This window comes from Staphylococcus sp. HMSC069E10, from assembly GCF_001809205.1.
In the GTDB taxonomy this organism is placed as follows: Bacteria; Bacillota; Bacilli; order Staphylococcales; family Staphylococcaceae; genus Staphylococcus; species Staphylococcus hominis.
Window position 1 is genome coordinate 176,254 of record NZ_KV796489.1, and the last position, 17,048, is coordinate 193,301.

Sequence of the window (17,048 nt, forward strand, 5' to 3'; positions counted from 1 at the left end):
AGAATGGAGAAATTCAAATGACTAAATTAGCAGAAGCAATTGCAAATACTGTAACAGCAGCACAAAATCAAGATTGGACAAAATTAGGTACAAGTATTGTTGACATTGTATCAAGTGGTGCAAGTGTATTAGGTAAAGTATTTGGTTTCTAATACTTAATAGCAAGTATTCAACACTTAAGGATTAATCCTTAAGTGTTTTTATTTTTTGGCATTATTTAATGAATCATGACAAATCTGCTAAAATAATATACATATTATAATTTAGGAGTATAAAAATGAAATACGATACTATTTTACTTGATTTTGATGATACAATTGTGGACTTTTTTGATGCAGAAGATCGAGCATTTCATCAAATGGCACATCATTTCGGTCATTATCCAACTGAAGAAGATTTTCAATATTTTAAGAAAGTAAATCAAAATCATTGGGAAGCATTTCAAAAAAATGAACTATCTAAAGAAGAAGTATTAACACATCGTTTTATTAATTATTTTAAAGAGTATGGCATAGACGTAGATGGTAAAAAAGCCGATGTTTTATTTAGAGACGAACTAGCTAAAGCACCATTAAAATTCTTCAACTCTACTTTAGAAACAATTGATCGATTAAGCCAAGAATGTGAATTGTTTATTGTGACTAATGGTGTTACAGATACTCAAAAACGTCGTATTGCTCAATTAGAGTTTAAAGATATCTTATCTGGAGTATATATATCAGAAGAAACAGGATATCAAAAACCTATGAGTGAATTTTTTGATTATATCTTTGAGAGAATTGGTGAAGAAAAAAGAAAGACTTCAATAATAGTAGGAGATTCTCTTACATCAGATATACTAGGTGGAAAAAATGCTGGTATTACAACATGTTGGTTTAATTATCGTAATAAAGAAAATAACAGTGATATTGTACCGGATTATGAAATACAATCTTTGTATGAATTGGTTAATTTAGTGGAAGAATGATTAATAACAGACCTGAGCTAAATGGCTCAGGCTTATTTATGCAAATAGCGTTTATAGCTTAATGATTTGGAAACCATACTAGTATATTGAACCCTTATGCAAATCTTTATTATTAATTTCTTTTTCTTTAAATTCCTCAAATAATTCAACAGTTTTTTTAATTTATTTAAAGATGTTGAACTTTACTCATGTTTTCATTATCATTTAAATTCTTTATATATATTGTATCGTCATTAATATACGATTTTCATTTAATAACATATTAATTACTTATAATCTGATAAAATGGATTTGAATTTCAATATTTAAGCCGTAAAATTGTCATCTAAGGATATAATCTTTATACTGAATAAGTAATGTTATATTGAAGGAGTAAGGGAATGAACTGTAAAGTAACTAATTTTCAAGAAAAAGATTCATTTATTACTAAGTTAGAAAACAGTGATGAAACATTATTGAAATTTTATCAATATAATCCAGTCAAACCATCTAGTTTTAATCAAAGAATGAATCGTCCTAATAATGGTAGAGAGCAACAACTTGCTCAAGTGATTAAATCATATATGTCAGATTTGAATATAACAGAAATTCAACAGACTCATCTTACTGCACTCAGTGAAGGAGCTAAAGTGGTAATTGGGGGCCAGCAAGCTGGTCTTTTTGGTGGACCTTTATATACGTTTCATAAAATTCTTTCAATTGTTAATTTAAGTCGTGAGTTAACTGAAACATACCAACAAACAGTTGTACCTGTTTTTTGGATTGCTGGTGAAGATCATGACTTTGAAGAAGTAAATCATACGTATGCTTATAATGCAAAAGACGCTCAATTACATAAAGTAAAATATCATACAATGACACCACCTGAAACAAGCGTCTCTCGCTATATTCCAGAAAAGGAACAGATGATTGAAGCACTTAATCAATTTTTTAAAGAATTAAAAGAAACCAAACATACTAACGCACTTTATCAAGTATGTTTAGAGATTATAGAAAAGTACAATAATTGGACTGATATTTTTAAAGGGTTACTTCAAGAAGTATTTAAAGATTACGGTGTACTATTTATTGATGCTCAATATGAAAAAATTCGTGAATTGGAGAAGCCATTATTAAAAAATATTATTCAAAAACATAATGAAATTAACCAGGCGTTTAGAAAAACACAAAAATTAACTACGCAATCAGGTTTAAACAAAATGATTGAAACAGATACCAATGTCCATTTGTTCCTTCATGAAGATAGTATGCGTCAACTAATTATTAAAAAAGATGATGTATTCAAATTGAGTAAATCAGATATTACATATAATAAAGATGAATTGTTAAAATTAGTTGAAAAAGAACCAACTCGTTTTTCTAATAATGTTGTAACTAGACCAGTAATGGAAGAATGGCTATTTAATACGGTAGCTTTTATTGGAGGACCAAGTGAAATTAAATACTGGGCTGAATTGAATGAAGTATTTAAAATTTTAGATGTTGAAATGCCTATTGTTTTACCAAGAATGAAAATCACTTATTTACCAATTAGAATAGAAAAGCTAATTAATCAGTATAAGTTAAATGCTGAAAATGTTATTATGAACGGTATAGAAACGGATAGAGAAAACTTCGTTCGTAGCAAAGCCTCAGATACATTTATTAAAAAAGTAGAGTCTTTAAAAGAGAATCATGCCAAAATATACGAATTACTTCTTAAAGAAGTGAATGATAATCATGACAATATCAATTTAGTAAAGAAAAATTATGACATTCATAATAAACAATTTGAATATTTATTAAACCGATATTTACTTAACATTGAAAGAGATAACGATATAAGTATGAAACATTTTAGAGAGATTGAACATGTATTGCATCCAATGGGTGGTCTACAAGAAAGAATTTGGAATCCACTTCAAATGATGAATGAATTTGGGATAGATGCGTTCAGTCCTTCCACTTATCCTCCACTTAAATATACATTTAACCAAATAGTTATAAAACCTTAATTTGTAAGGGAGAGACCCATATTATTTAAATAGATAATATGGGTCTTTTTATGTCAAATTAAAGAATTTTAAGATATTTTACATAATTAGTGGAGGATAGTGGTGAGATGTGGTAAATTATTAATAAGGTGAGGTGGTAATAATGTTCATGGGAGAATACGAGCATCAATTAGATGCTAAAGGACGTATGATAATTCCATCTAAGTTTAGATATGACTTAAATGAACGTTTTATTATCACACGAGGCCTTGATAAATGTTTGTTTGGCTACACGCTTGAAGAATGGCAACAGATTGAAGAGAAAATGAAAACCTTACCTATGACAAAAAAAGACGCACGTAAGTTTATGCGTATGTTCTTCTCTGGAGCTATCGAAGTAGAGCTAGATAAGCAAGGGCGTATTAACATTCCTCAAAATTTGAGGAAATACGCAAATTTAACAAAAGAATGTACGGTAATAGGTGTCTCAAATCGTATAGAGATTTGGGATAGAGGAACTTGGAATGAATTTTATGAAGAATCAGAAGAAAGTTTTGAAGATATTGCCGAAGATTTGATAGATTTTGATTTTTAATGGAGGAATTTATAGTGTTTCATCATGTAAGCGTTATGCTAAAAGAAACAATAGATGAATTAGACATCAAAGAGGATGGCATATATGTAGATTGTACGCTTGGTGGAGCCGGTCATGCACTCTATTTATTAAATCAATTAAACGATGACGGTAGGTTGATTGCAATCGATCAAGATACTACTGCCTTAGAAAATGCTAAAGAAGTACTAAAAGATCACTTACACAAGGTCACGTTTGTACATAATAACTTTAGAGAATTAACTGATATTTTGAAAAATTTAGGAATTGAAAAAGTAGATGGTATTTACTATGACTTAGGTGTTTCAAGTCCACAACTTGATATACCTGAAAGAGGATTTAGTTATCATCATGATGCAAAGTTAGATATGCGTATGGATCAAACGCAAGAATTAACTGCATATGATGTTGTTAATGATTGGTCTTATGAAGCATTGGTTAAAATCTTTTATCGTTATGGAGAAGAAAAGTTTTCTAAACAAATAGCGAGAAGAATAGAAGCACACCGTGAACAACAACCTATTGAAACAACATTAGAGCTTGTAGATATTATTAAAGAAGGTATTCCAGCTAAAGCTCGAAGAAAAGGTGGTCATCCTGCTAAACGCATTTTTCAAGCGATAAGAATAGCAGTGAACGATGAACTATCTGCGTTCGAAGATTCAATTGAACAAGCCATTGAGCATGTTAAAGTAAAAGGTAGGATTTCAGTCATTACTTTCCATTCTCTGGAAGATAGACTATGCAAGCAAATTTTCCAAGAATACGAAAAAGGACCTGACGTGCCTAGAGGGTTACCAATTATTCCTGAAGCTTATACACCTAAGTTAAAACGAGTAAATCGTAAACCAATTACTGCTACAGATGAGGATTTAGACGAAAATAATAGAGCACGTAGTGCAAAATTACGTGTTGCTGAAATATTAAAATAAGGAGTAATTGAGGATGGCTGTAGAAAAAATTTACGAACCATATGAACACATTCAGCACACTAGCATACCGAAAGAACAACCAAAAACACAATCTGAGACGAAAACAGTAACTAAAAAGGTTGTTGTTCAACTTACGCGATTTGAGAAATTTTTATACATAACGCTTGTCACAGCAATTGCTGTTCTAGCAATCTATATGCTATCTTTAAAAATGGATGCATACGATACAAATGATAAAATTGCCGAGTTAGATCAAAAGATTGAACAACAATCTAATGAAAACAATGCAATTCAATCTGAAATTAAGAAAAATTCTTCTTATGAGCGCATTTACGATCAGGCTAAAAAACAAGGTATGAGCCTAAAGAACGATAATGTAAAGGTAGTGCGTACTAATGGCGAAGCGAAAAATTAAAATTAGAAAAAATAAATTAGGAGCAGTCCTCCTTGTTGGATTATTCGGACTGCTCTTTTTTGTATTGGTTTTAAGATATTCATATATCATGATAACTGGACATTCAGATGGACAAAATTTAGTGATGCGCGCTAATGAAAAATATCTCGTAAAAACGCAAGAACAGCCTGAAAGAGGGAAAATTTACGATAGAAACGGTAAAATTTTAGCCGAAGATGTTCAACGATATAAATTAGTAGCTATTATTGATAAAAATGCTGGAGAAGTTGGTGATACACCAAGGTATGTTAAAGATAAAAAGAAAACAGCAAAACAATTATCAAAAATTATTGATATGAAACCTGATGAAATTGAAAAACGTCTTAATCAAAAGAAAGCCTTTCAAGTTGAATTTGGACAGAAAGGGACAAATTTAACATATCAAGATAAAGTTAAACTCGATAAAATGGACTTACCAGGCATCACCTTATATCCAGAAACTGAACGATTCTATCCTAACGGTAATTTTGCTTCTCATTTAATTGGTATGGCTCAAAAAAATCCTGATACCGGGGAATTAAATGGTGCATTAGGTGTAGAAAAGATTTTTAATAGTTATCTAAATGGACAGAAAGGTTCGCTATCTTATATACATGACATTTGGGGTTATATTGCACCAAACAGTAAAAATGAAAAAGCGCCAAAACGTGGTGATGACGTTCATTTAACCATTGATTCAAATATACAAGTATTTGTCGAAGAGGCCCTTGATGATATGGTGAAACGATATGAACCAAAAGATTTATTTGCAGTGGTTATGGATGCGAAAACAGGAGAAATTCTTGCATATAGTCAACGTCCAACGTTCAACCCCGAAACGGGTAAAGACTTTGGAAAAAAATGGGCGAATGATTTATATCAAAATGCCTATGAGCCTGGGTCAACATTTAAATCATATGGATTAGCAGCTGCCATTCAAGAAGGTAAATTTAATCCTAAAGAAAAATATGAATCTGGTCATCGTGATATTATGGGTTCAAGAATTTCTGACTGGAATAAAACCGGTTGGGGAGAAATTCCAATGTCATTAGGTTTCACTTACTCATCTAATACATTGATGATGCATCTTCAAGATTTAGTTGGTGCTGACAAAATGAAATCTTGGTACGAGCGCTTTGGTTTTGGTAAATCAACAAATGGCATGTTTGACGGAGAATTAAAAGGAAATATTGCTTGGTCAAATGAATTACAACAAAAAACATCAGCATTCGGTCAATCGACTACAGTGACACCTGTACAAATGATACAAGCACAATCAGCTTTCTTTAATAAAGGAAATATGTTAAAACCTTGGTTTGTTCAAAGTATAGACAATCCAATTTCAAAGAAAACATTCTATAAAGGTGAAAAGAAAATAGCTGGAAAACCTATTACTTCAGAAACTGCGGATAAAGTTGAAACAGAATTAGATAAAGTAGTAAATAGTGATAAAAGTCATGCTTCCAATTATCGTATTGATGGTTATGATATTGAAGGGAAAACAGGTACTGCTCAGGTCGTTAATGAAAATGGTAGTGGATACGTTAAAGGAGCAAATCCCTACTTTGTAAGCTTTATGGGAGATGCGCCAAAAAAACATCCAAGAGTTATTGTTTATGCCGGTATGAGTCTTGCTCAGAAAAATGACCAAGAAGCATATGAATTAGGGGTAAGTAAAGCTTTTAAACCTATCATGGAAAATACACTTAAGTATTTAAATGTAGGCTCTAAAAAAGATGAGACTCAATCAGCACAGTATAGTAAAGTGCCAAATGTTGTAGGGCAACCAAGTCAAAAGGCACAAGATAGTCTTAAAGGAAAAGATTTACAACCTGTCATTATTGGTAATGGTAATACAATAAAAGCTCAATCTACTAGAGCTAATACAAAATTATTACCGAATAGTAAAGTGTTAGCAGTGACAGACGGCGATATTACTATGCCCAATATGAAAGGTTGGACAACAGACGATGTCCTAGCCTTCCAAGAATTAACTGGAATCAATGTTACGACTAAAGGCAGTGGATACGTAACAAAACAATCTGTAGCGAGTGGGTCAACACTCAAAAGTAATAATAAAATTGAAATAGAATTATCTACTGATGATCCTAATGATAGTACATCCTTAACTGATTCGAGTGGCTCTGATTCAAATAACACTTCAGATAATTCAACTGATACAACGTCTAATGATAAAAACGATTCATAAGAACAAATGACGTCGTTTTAAATGATAATAAATAAGGTGTCATATATTATGTATACCTTATTTATAATCTCATTTTCTTACATAATATATATAAAATTAGTTTGAAAATTGATAAGATTATAAAGGAAATAAAGTGAAAAACGAATAAATTTAAAATACATAAAGGAGATTACCATGCTTTTTATATTTGCGATTATCGCATTACTTATCACATTTATTTTAGTTCCTGTACTTATACCGACACTTAAAAGAATGAAATTTGGGCAAAGTATCCGCGAAGAAGGACCTCAAAGTCATATGAAAAAAACGGGTACACCAACCATGGGTGGTTTAACATTTTTAATTAGTATTATTATTACATCTATTATTGCTATATTTTTCACAGATCATTCCAATCCCATTATTCTATTACTCTTTGTCACAATAGGATTTGGACTCATTGGCTTTATTGATGATTACATTATTGTAGTTAAAAAAAATAACCAAGGACTTACAAGTAAGCAGAAATTTTTAGCTCAAATTGCAATAGCAATTATATTTTTCATTCTAAGCGATGTTTTTCATTTAATAGAATTTTCAACAAGTATAAATATTCCATTTACTAATTTTGGAATTCCATTGTCGTTTGCGTACGTTATTTTTATTGTTTTTTGGCAAGTTGGGTTTTCAAACGCAGTTAATTTAACTGATGGATTGGATGGATTAGCAACTGGCTTATCAATTATTGGATTCACTATGTATGCAATTATGAGTTTCATGTTAAATGCCCCTGCAATTGGTACTTTTTGTATTATTATGATTTTTGCATTACTCGGTTTCTTACCGTATAACTTAAATCCAGCCAAAGTATTTATGGGAGATACAGGAAGCTTAGCATTAGGAGGTATTTTTGCTACAATTTCAATCATGTTAAACCAAGAATTTTCATTACTTTTTGTAGGTTTAGTATTTGTTATCGAAACATTATCAGTAATGTTGCAAGTATCATCTTATAAATTAACTAAAAAAAGAATCTTTAAAATGACACCAATTCATCATCATTTTGAACTTAGCGGATGGAGTGAATGGAAAGTTGTTTCAGTATTTTGGCTTGTGGGCTTAATTTCAGGATTAATTGGATTATGGATAGGAGTGCATTAGAATGCTAAATTATACAGGATTAGAGAATAAAGATGTTCTTGTAGTTGGATTAGCAAAAAGTGGTTATGAAGCTGCTAAGTTATTAGTTAAATTAGGTGCAAATGTAACTGTAAATGATGGGAAAGATTTATCTAAAGATCCCCATGCAAAAGACTTAGAAACATTAGGTGTGAAAATTGTTGATGGTGGTCATCCATTATCATTACTTGATAGCAACCCGATTATTGTTAAAAACCCAGGTATACCTTATACAGTTTCAATTATTGATGAAGCATATCAACGAGGCCTTAAAATTTTAACTGAAGTAGAATTAAGTTATTTAATTTCTGAAGCTCCAATTATCGCTGTGACTGGTACAAATGGTAAAACAACAACAACTTCTCTCATTGGAGATATGTTTAAAAAAAGTAGATTAACTGGAAGACTTTCAGGAAATATTGGGTATGTTGCTTCTAAAGTAGCTCAAGAAACGTCACCTGATGAATATCTAATCACTGAATTATCTTCATTCCAATTACTTGGCATTGAACATTACAAACCTCACATTGCCATCATTACAAATATCTATTCTGCTCATTTAGATTATCATGAGTCATTAGAAAATTATCAAAATGCGAAGCGACGTATTTACAAAAATCAAACAGAAGATGATTATTTGATTTGTAATTATCATCAACGTCATTTAATTGAAACTGAAAATTTAAAAGCTAAAACATTATATTTTTCTACTCAACAAGAAGTAGATGGCATCTATATTAAAGATAATTATATCGTTTATAATGATGTTAACCTTATTAATATTGATGATTTAGTTTTACCAGGAGAACATAACTTAGAAAATATTTTAGCTGCTGTTTTAGCTGCGATACTTGCAGGCGTACCAATTAAGGCTATCGTAGATAGTTTAACAACATTCTCAGGTATTGAACATCGATTACAATATATTGGAACGAATCGAACAAATAAATACTATAATGACTCTAAAGCAACCAATACATTAGCAACACAGTTTGCTTTAAATTCATTTAAACAACCTATTATCTGGTTATGTGGTGGTTTAGATCGAGGTAATGGATTTGATGAATTAATTCCTTACATGAAACATGTTAGAGTAATGGTAGTTTTCGGTGAAACTCAAGATAAATTCGCTAAATTAGGTAATAGTCAAGGTAAAGAAGTAATCAAGGCAGTTGATATAGAAGATGCAGTAAAAAAAGTTCAAGATGTCATTGAACCTAATGATGTTGTTTTACTTTCACCAGCATGTGCAAGTTGGGATCAATATAAAACATTTGAAGAACGCGGCGAAAGATTTATTGAAAGTTTCCGTGCATACCTACCATCTTAATTAAAGGATGTGAAGTAATTGGATGATACAAGGGGCAATAGAAATAAAAAGATTCGTTCTATCAAGCGTTCATTTGATAAAGACAAAACTGAATTAGAAAATGATAAAAATAAAAAAATTAAAGATGATGTTAAATCAAAAGATAGACTCCAAAAAGAAAAGAATCTTTCAAATGATAGAAGGTCAAATAAATCTTTAAATTCTTCGAAAAATAAAGGTGAAAATTTAAAGAAAGAAGTAAAAACAAGGTTAAGAGAAAAGCGCAATAAATTTCAAAATGATAAATATAGTCACTTAACGGTAGCTGAAAAACGAGAACAACAAAAGATAGATAAAAGAAAGCGACAAAAACGTATCCAATATATTATTGTTACTACTTTAATACTTTTAATTATATTATTTCTACTATATATGTTTACACCATTAAGTAGAATTTCTCATGTTAATATTAGTGGTAATCATAATGTAAGTGATAGCCAAGTTGAAAAAGAATTAAATATCAAAAAAGGATCACGCATTTATACTTTTAGTAAAAGCAAAGCTATCAATAATTTAAAGAAAAATTCATTAATCAAAGATGTTCAGATTAATAAACAGTTGCCTAATACTTTAAATGTTAAAATTATTGAAAATAATTTAGTAGGTATTGTAAAAGATAAAAATAAATATGTGCCAATAATTGAAGGAAATAAAAAATTAGACAATTATAATGGTGATATTGCGAATAGTGCACCTGTATTAGAAGATTTTAAAGGTGACAATTTAAATCGTATCACGAAAGCATTATCTAAAATGTCTAATGAAACGAGAGATATGATTTCAGAAATAAAATATGCACCTTTGCAGAATCAACAAAATCGAGTCCTTTTATATATGAAAGATGGCATGCAAGTAGTAGGAGACATCAATACTCTAGCTAACAAAATCGAGTATTATCCTCAAATGTCTCAATCTCTTGCAAAAGATAGTTCAGGTCAATTAAAAACACAAGGATATATTGATTTATCTGTAGGAGCATCATTTATTCCATATAATGAAAATAGCAGTATTAATTCTAAGTCCGATCAAAATGTTCGTCAAAAAACACAGCAAGAAACAGAAGCAAAAAATGAATTACAAAGTGCATTAAATAAAATAAGCGAACAATCGGATACAAATAATTAAAAAATTTCGATAATAATATGTGTTTATAGTTCACAAGCTAAACGACGTATTGTAAACTAAATATAGTGTATTTTAATAGTATTTTGTCAGGAGGTGCCTATCTATGGAGGAACATTACTATGTAAGCATAGATATTGGTTCATCAAGTGTTAAAACAATAGTAGGCGAAAAATTTCACAATGGTATTAATGTGATAGGTACAGGGCAAACCTACACTAGCGGTATTAAGAATGGATTGATTGATGATTTTGATATTGCGAAACAAGCAATTAAAGATACAATTAAAAAAGCTTCTATCGCATCAGGTGTGGATATAAAAGAAGTTTTCTTAAAATTACCTATCATTGGTACTGAAGTGTACGATGAAGAAAACGAAATTGATTTTTACGAAGATACAGAAATTAGTGGATCACATATTGAAACAGTATTGGAAGGTATACGTCAAAAAAATGATGTACCTGATACAGAAGTTATTGATGTGTTTCCGATTAGATTCATTGTAGATGGAGATAACGAGGTTTCGGATCCTAAAGAACTCATTGCAAGACACTCGTTAAAAGTAGAAGCAGGTGTTATTGCAATTCACAAGTCAATTCTAATTAATATGATTAAATGTGTAGAATCTTGTGGAGTAGATGTATTGGACGTCTATTCAGATGCTTATAACTATGGCTCTATTTTATCTGCAACTGAAAAAGAATTAGGTGCATGTGTAATTGATATTGGTGAAGATCTCACTCAAATCGCCTTTTATGAACGCGGTGAACTTGTAGATGCCGATTCAATTGAATTAGCTGGACGTGATATTACAGATGATATCGCAGAAGAATTAAACACTACATATGAAACAGCTGAAAAAATTAAACATCAATATGGACATGCTTATACACAATCAGCGTCTGATCAAGACGTTTTCAGTGTTGATCAGGTAGATAGTGACGAATTAGTAGAGTATACTCAAAAAGATTTAAGTGCAGTTATTGAAAGAACAGTGCAAGATATCTTTGATGAAGTATTTGATGTGTTGGTAGATTTAGGATTAACTAAAGTAAATGGTGGATTCATTGTTACAGGTGGTTCTTCAAACTTATTGGGCATTAAAGAATTACTAAGTACAATGGTTAATGAAAAAATAAGAATCCATACACCTTCTCAAATGGGAATTAGAAAACCTGAATTTACTTCAGCGATTTCTACAATATCTAGTAGTATCACATTTGATGAATTATTAGATTATGTTACAATAAATTATCAAGATAATGATGAATTTGAAGAAGAAGTCATTGAAAATGACGAACACAATCATACTTCAAAATCAGGTGGCTTTGACTGGTTTAAACGTAAATCTAATAAAAACGAAGACACTGACGAAAATCATCAGCCGGAAGTACGTGAAAAAGCGGAGAAACATGATGATTATGAAACGTATGATGAAAACAACCATCAAGATGGAACACATCATTATGATGATGAACATGAAAAATCTGATAAAGAAGAAAGCAAATTTAAAAAGCTTATGAAATCTCTATTTGAATAATTGGCCATTAAGACTAGGAGGAAAAATAAATGTTAGAATTTGAACAAGGATTTAATCATTTGGCGACATTAAAAGTCATCGGTGTAGGTGGCGGCGGTAACAACGCTGTTAACCGCATGATTGATCATGGAATGAACAATGTTGAATTTATTGCAATTAACACTGATGGGCAAGCTTTAAACTTATCTAAAGCAGAATCTAAGATACAAATCGGTGAAAAATTAACACGTGGTTTAGGTGCAGGTGCAAATCCAGAAATTGGAAAAAAAGCTGCTGAAGAATCACGCGAACAAATTGAAGATGCTATTCAAGGCGCTGATATGGTATTTGTTACTGCTGGTATGGGTGGCGGTACTGGTACAGGTGCTGCACCAGTAGTTGCTAAAATTGCTAAAGAAATGGGAGCATTAACAGTAGGTGTTGTAACTCGTCCATTTGGCTTCGAAGGACGTAAACGTTCTACACAAGCAGCAGCAGGTGTTGAAGCAATGAAAGCGGCAGTTGATACATTAATTGTTATTCCTAACGATCGTTTATTAGATATTGTTGATAAATCAACTCCTATGATGGAAGCATTTAAAGAAGCAGATAATGTTTTACGTCAAGGTGTTCAAGGTATCTCTGATTTAATCGCTGTATCAGGTGAAGTGAACTTAGACTTTGCTGACGTTAAGACAATTATGTCTAACCAAGGTTCTGCATTAATGGGTATTGGTGTATCTTCAGGCGAAAATAGAGCAGTGGAAGCTGCTAAAAAAGCTATTTCATCTCCATTACTTGAAACATCAATTGTTGGTGCTCAAGGTGTGTTAATGAACATTACAGGTGGAGAATCTTTATCTTTATTCGAAGCCCAAGAAGCAGCTGATATTGTACAAGATGCAGCAGATGAAGATGTAAATATGATTTTTGGTACTGTAATTAATCCAGAATTGCAAGATGAAATTGTTGTAACAGTAATCGCAACTGGATTTGAAGATAAACCAACATCTCAAGGACGTAAAGCGTCAAGTACTGGTTTTGGTTCAAGTGCAACTTCTAGTACATCAACTCAAAGTGCACCAAAAGAAGACTCATTCACACATAGTACATCTAATTCACGTCCTTCTGATGGTCTAAGCGAAAGAAGTCATACTACTAAAGATGATGATATTCCTAGCTTTATTCGTAATAGAGAAGAAAGACGTTCTAGAAGAACTAGACGCTAATATTAAAGTATAAATATAAAGAAAGGAGCAGTGATTTCTGAGGAGAATGCTGCTCTTTTTGTTTTGTTTAATTTAAAAAGAAATATGTTATATAATACATTTATCTACATCTTTTAATCGAAATGCTGATAAAATATAAAACAATAGTCTAGGTATGACTATTCTTAAAAGTGAAGGTGGTTTTCACAACGTGGAAAAATTTATAAAACAGCCACATTATTTGAGTTATACATCACAATATGATCAGTTAACACTTGGTTTTACTACACGCGAAGATGGAAAGAGTCCATATCCAAGAGATGCATTTAATATGGCACGTTATATTGATGATGAACCTAGTTATGTGACGCATCATCAAGAGATATTAGCTAATGCTATCAACTTTCCTACACAACAATGGGTTTTTCCTATTCAAACACACGAAAATAATATCGCTCACATTACTAAAGCACATTGTGGCGCTAATATTAAGACATTAGGTAATGAATTATATGGAATTGATGGTATGTATACTTATGATTCAGATATATTATTAACGATGTGTTATGCTGATTGTGTACCTGTATATTTTTATAGTGAAAAACATCATTTTATCGCTCTAGCTCATGCGGGGTGGAGAGGAACATATGGTCAAATAGTAGTAGAAATGCTTAAATATGTAGAATTTGACTATCAAGATTTAAATGTAGTCATAGGTCCAGCGACTTCTTCAACCTATGAAATAAATGATGATATTAAAAAGAAATTTGAAACATTGCCTATTAATTCTGACAAATATATTGAAACACGAGATACTGATCGACATGGTATTGATTTAAAATTAGCCAACGCTTTATTATTAATAAATAGTGGCGTACCAGCTGAAAATATTAACATTACAAAATATACTACGTCAGAAGACTTATCGCTTTTTTTCTCTTATCGTGTTGAAAAAGGTAAAACTGGCAGGATGCTAGCATTTATAGGTCAAAAAGGAGAAGTGTAGTGTAATGCAGTTATATCACTATAATCCTTTATGTCATTACAAAGTTAAGAGGTTGATATATAATGAAAGTGACAGAAAATTTAGAAAAAATACAAACGGAAATTAATCATCATCTTGAAAAAAGTGTGATTAAGACCGCTCCAAACGTGATTGCAGTAACAAAATATGTTACAATAGACCGAGCAAAAGAAGCGTATGATGCTGGTTTAAGACACTTTGGAGAAAATAGAGTAGAAGGTTTTCTAGAAAAAAAACAAGCCTTACCTAAAGATGTTACAATGCATTTTATCGGTTCACTACAGTCTAGAAAAGTAAAAGATGTGATTAATGACATCGATTATTTACATGCACTAGATCGTTTGAATTTAGCAAAAGAAATTAATAAAAGAGCAACTCACACTATTTCATGCTTTATCCAAGTGAATGTTTCTGGTGAAGAAACTAAACATGGTATTGCGCTTAGTGAAGTTAATGATTTTATTGAACAAATTAAAGCATTCGACAATATTAAAATTGTTGGATTAATGACAATGGCGCCTTATACCGATGATAAGGACTACATACATCAGTTATTTAAACAATTGAGATTAAAACGAGATGAAATTAAAAACCTTAAATTAAATTATGCACCATGTGAATATTTATCTATGGGAATGAGTAATGATTATACTATTGCTGTAGAAGAAGGTGCTACATTTATAAGAATAGGGACTAAACTTGTTGGAGAAGAGGAGTGAGCCCCGTGGCTATCAAGGATTTATTTAATAATTTTTTCCTAATGGAAGATGAAGAAGAAGTCGAAAGCCCTGCTGAAAGACAACAGCGTGTAACACAAAATGAAGAAAATCAAAATCGTAATATGCAACAGCAACCTATTGAAAGAACACAGAATAATCAAAATCACTTAAAAACTGTACCTCAAAAGAAAGTATCAAAAAATTACAATACTGAAGAAAGGAATTATCGTATGGGAAATACATCAAATAAGTCTAATTCAAAAAATGTTGTTACTATGAATCAATCAGCTGGTACAGGTTATAGTAATTACGAAAATTCAAAAATGTGCTTATTTGAACCTCGTGTATTTTCAGATACTCAAGACATTGCAGATGAACTTAAAAATCGTCGTGCGACATTAGTTAACTTACAACGTATTGATAAAGTATCAGCGAAACGTATTATTGACTTCTTAAGTGGAACAGTTTATGCCATTGGCGGAGATATACAACGTGTAGGTGCTGATATCTTCCTTTGTACACCTGATAATGTTGAGGTGGCAGGTAGTATTACCGATCACCTTGAACAGATGAATACACAACAACATTACGAATAATTTAAGGAGTAGAATATAATATATGGATGTTGGTATATTAGCTAGTATATTTAACTTTATATTATTACTAGTTCAAATTTATTATTGGGGAATGATTATTTATTTCTTTACTTCATGGGTTCCAACAATTAGAGAATCTAAATTTGGATCATTTTTAAGTAAGATATATGAACCTTTCTTAGAGCCATTTAGAAAGATTATTCCACCCATTGGTATGATTGATATTTCATCAATTGTAGCATTATTTGTACTTGTATTATTTCAATATGGATTGAAAAGTATTTTTGATATGATATTAAATTATTTAATACTAAAATAATTTTATAATAAGTTAGTAGAGCCTGTGATATGCATAATGTCTCAGGCTCTTTAACACTTAAAAGAGGAGGCGTTAATCATCGATATTTATCAGCACTTTAGAAATGAAGAACAACCACTTATTGATCAATTATTAGATAAATGTGAACAAGTTAATCAACAATATGCACCTGTATTGACTTCATTTTTAGATCCTAGAGGACAATATATATTAGAAGTCATCGTCGGTAGTTTTGAAGATATGAAAGTGAGCTATTTCGGTGGTCAATCGGCAGAAAGAAAGAGAGCAATTATTGCGCCTAGTTATTTTGAACCTACTGAAGGTGATTTTGAAGAAGTATTAATCCAAATTAATTATCCTGAGAAATTTGTGTCTATTCAACATCAACATGTACTTGGAACTTTAATGTCTTTAGGTATAGAAAGAGAACAAGTAGGAGATATACTTGTTGGTGATACGATTCAGTTTGTTTTGACAAAGCAATTGGAATCATATATTATGATGGAATTAACAAAGATTAAAGGTGCTACAGTCAAACTTGATTCTATTCCATTTAAAGATATGATACAATCAAAAGAGAATTGGAATATTCATCATAGTACAGTCAGTGCTTTAAGATTAGATGTCGTTTTAAAAGAAATGATTCGAAAATCTAGATCAATTGCTAAACAATTAATTGAAAAAAAACGGGTAAAAGTGAATCATACTTTAATCGATTCTCCCGATTTTCAACTTCAAAACAATGATTTGCTCTCTATTCAAGGATTTGGACGTGCTCGAATTATTGATATAGGTGGCAAAACTAAAAAAGAAAAAGTTCATATAACGTATCAAACACTATTTAAGTAAATGATATTGATTGATAAATAATAAAAACACCTTTATGA

17 protein-coding genes are annotated in these 17,048 nt (G+C 31.1%); all 17 read left to right on the plus strand.

Features of this window, described 5'->3' with window-relative positions:
• Window positions 1-17: 17 nt before the first annotated feature.
• The gene (locus HMPREF2561_RS07920) at window positions 18-152 is read left to right on the plus strand and encodes a beta-class phenol-soluble modulin (RefSeq protein ID WP_002488710.1); all 135 of its coding nucleotides are present in this window, start codon (window positions 18-20) and stop codon (window positions 150-152) included.
• Window positions 153-277: 125 nt separating this feature from the next.
• The gene (locus HMPREF2561_RS07925) at window positions 278-967 is read left to right on the plus strand and encodes a YjjG family noncanonical pyrimidine nucleotidase (protein WP_002448764.1); all 690 of its coding nucleotides are present in this window, start codon (window positions 278-280) and stop codon (window positions 965-967) included.
• A 380-nt stretch (window positions 968-1,347) separates the two neighbouring features.
• Window positions 1,348-2,961 (plus strand): bacillithiol biosynthesis cysteine-adding enzyme BshC, encoded by a 1,614-nt coding sequence (gene bshC, locus HMPREF2561_RS07930; RefSeq protein WP_049382512.1) that lies wholly within the window; start codon window positions 1,348-1,350, stop codon window positions 2,959-2,961.
• Between the two features lie 142 nt (window positions 2,962-3,103).
• Complete coding sequence (gene mraZ / locus HMPREF2561_RS07935; RefSeq protein WP_017174536.1) at window positions 3,104-3,535, plus strand: division/cell wall cluster transcriptional repressor MraZ; 432 nt, start codon at window positions 3,104-3,106, stop codon at window positions 3,533-3,535.
• Window positions 3,536-3,549: 14 nt separating this feature from the next.
• Window positions 3,550-4,485 carry a 16S rRNA (cytosine(1402)-N(4))-methyltransferase RsmH gene (gene rsmH, locus HMPREF2561_RS07940; RefSeq protein ID WP_017174537.1) on the plus strand — a complete coding sequence of 312 codons (936 nt, stop codon included), beginning with the start codon at window positions 3,550-3,552 and terminating at the stop codon, window positions 4,483-4,485.
• Window positions 4,486-4,498: 13 nt separating this feature from the next.
• Entirely contained in the window at window positions 4,499-4,900 is a 402-nt protein-coding gene (gene ftsL, locus HMPREF2561_RS07945) for a cell division protein FtsL (protein WP_017174538.1), read from the plus strand.
• Window positions 4,881-7,127 carry a penicillin-binding protein gene (locus HMPREF2561_RS07950; RefSeq protein ID WP_048762358.1) on the plus strand — a complete coding sequence of 749 codons (2,247 nt, stop codon included), beginning with the start codon at window positions 4,881-4,883 and terminating at the stop codon, window positions 7,125-7,127. Before ftsL ends, HMPREF2561_RS07950 begins: the two co-directional genes overlap by 20 nt.
• Before the next feature lie 174 nt (window positions 7,128-7,301).
• Window positions 7,302-8,267, plus strand: coding sequence for a phospho-N-acetylmuramoyl-pentapeptide-transferase (mraY, locus tag HMPREF2561_RS07955; RefSeq protein ID WP_017174540.1), 966 nt, complete (start codon window positions 7,302-7,304; stop codon window positions 8,265-8,267).
• 1 nt (window position 8,268) lies between these two features.
• Window positions 8,269-9,615, plus strand: a complete 1,347-nt coding sequence (gene murD, locus HMPREF2561_RS07960) for a UDP-N-acetylmuramoyl-L-alanine--D-glutamate ligase (protein ID WP_017174541.1) — start codon at window positions 8,269-8,271, stop codon at window positions 9,613-9,615.
• 18 nt (window positions 9,616-9,633) lie between these two features.
• Window positions 9,634-10,779, plus strand: coding sequence for a cell division protein FtsQ/DivIB (locus HMPREF2561_RS07965; RefSeq protein WP_019835559.1), 1,146 nt, complete (start codon window positions 9,634-9,636; stop codon window positions 10,777-10,779).
• Between the two features lie 103 nt (window positions 10,780-10,882).
• Window positions 10,883-12,316, plus strand: a complete 1,434-nt coding sequence (ftsA, locus tag HMPREF2561_RS07970) for a cell division protein FtsA (protein ID WP_019835560.1) — start codon at window positions 10,883-10,885, stop codon at window positions 12,314-12,316.
• A 29-nt stretch (window positions 12,317-12,345) separates the two neighbouring features.
• The gene (gene ftsZ / locus HMPREF2561_RS07975) at window positions 12,346-13,524 is read left to right on the plus strand and encodes a cell division protein FtsZ (RefSeq protein WP_017174544.1); all 1,179 of its coding nucleotides are present in this window, start codon (window positions 12,346-12,348) and stop codon (window positions 13,522-13,524) included.
• 154 nt (window positions 13,525-13,678) lie between these two features.
• Entirely contained in the window at window positions 13,679-14,509 is an 831-nt protein-coding gene (gene pgeF / locus HMPREF2561_RS07980) for a peptidoglycan editing factor PgeF (protein ID WP_048685142.1), read from the plus strand.
• Between the two features lie 62 nt (window positions 14,510-14,571).
• The gene (locus HMPREF2561_RS07985) at window positions 14,572-15,246 is read left to right on the plus strand and encodes a YggS family pyridoxal phosphate-dependent enzyme (protein ID WP_017174546.1); all 675 of its coding nucleotides are present in this window, start codon (window positions 14,572-14,574) and stop codon (window positions 15,244-15,246) included.
• A 5-nt stretch (window positions 15,247-15,251) separates the two neighbouring features.
• A complete protein-coding gene (gene sepF, locus HMPREF2561_RS07990) occupies window positions 15,252-15,842 on the plus strand; it encodes a cell division protein SepF (RefSeq protein ID WP_002455458.1) in 591 nt (196 codons plus the stop codon).
• Window positions 15,843-15,864: 22 nt separating this feature from the next.
• Window positions 15,865-16,161 carry a YggT family protein gene (locus HMPREF2561_RS07995; RefSeq protein WP_002455457.1) on the plus strand — a complete coding sequence of 99 codons (297 nt, stop codon included), beginning with the start codon at window positions 15,865-15,867 and terminating at the stop codon, window positions 16,159-16,161.
• Between the two features lie 75 nt (window positions 16,162-16,236).
• Entirely contained in the window at window positions 16,237-17,010 is a 774-nt protein-coding gene (locus HMPREF2561_RS08000) for a YlmH family RNA-binding protein (protein WP_029376746.1), read from the plus strand.
• Window positions 17,011-17,048 lie beyond the last annotated feature (38 nt).

Coding starts and splice junctions, on each gene's coding strand:
- HMPREF2561_RS07920 (WP_002488710.1), top strand. CDS start 18: ATGACTAAATTAGCAGAAGCAATTGCAAATACTGTAACAGCAGCACAA.
- HMPREF2561_RS07925 (WP_002448764.1), top strand. CDS start 278: ATGAAATACGATACTATTTTACTTGATTTTGATGATACAATTGTGGAC.
- bshC (WP_049382512.1), top strand. CDS start 1,348: ATGAACTGTAAAGTAACTAATTTTCAAGAAAAAGATTCATTTATTACT.
- mraZ (WP_017174536.1), top strand. CDS start 3,104: ATGTTCATGGGAGAATACGAGCATCAATTAGATGCTAAAGGACGTATG.
- ftsL (WP_017174538.1), top strand. CDS start 4,499: ATGGCTGTAGAAAAAATTTACGAACCATATGAACACATTCAGCACACT.
- HMPREF2561_RS07950 (WP_048762358.1), top strand. CDS start 4,881: ATGGCGAAGCGAAAAATTAAAATTAGAAAAAATAAATTAGGAGCAGTC.
- mraY (WP_017174540.1), top strand. CDS start 7,302: ATGCTTTTTATATTTGCGATTATCGCATTACTTATCACATTTATTTTA.
- murD (WP_017174541.1), top strand. CDS start 8,269: ATGCTAAATTATACAGGATTAGAGAATAAAGATGTTCTTGTAGTTGGA.
- ftsA (WP_019835560.1), top strand. CDS start 10,883: ATGGAGGAACATTACTATGTAAGCATAGATATTGGTTCATCAAGTGTT.
- ftsZ (WP_017174544.1), top strand. CDS start 12,346: ATGTTAGAATTTGAACAAGGATTTAATCATTTGGCGACATTAAAAGTC.
- pgeF (WP_048685142.1), top strand. CDS start 13,679: ATGACTATTCTTAAAAGTGAAGGTGGTTTTCACAACGTGGAAAAATTT.
- HMPREF2561_RS07985 (WP_017174546.1), top strand. CDS start 14,572: ATGAAAGTGACAGAAAATTTAGAAAAAATACAAACGGAAATTAATCAT.
- HMPREF2561_RS07995 (WP_002455457.1), top strand. CDS start 15,865: ATGGATGTTGGTATATTAGCTAGTATATTTAACTTTATATTATTACTA.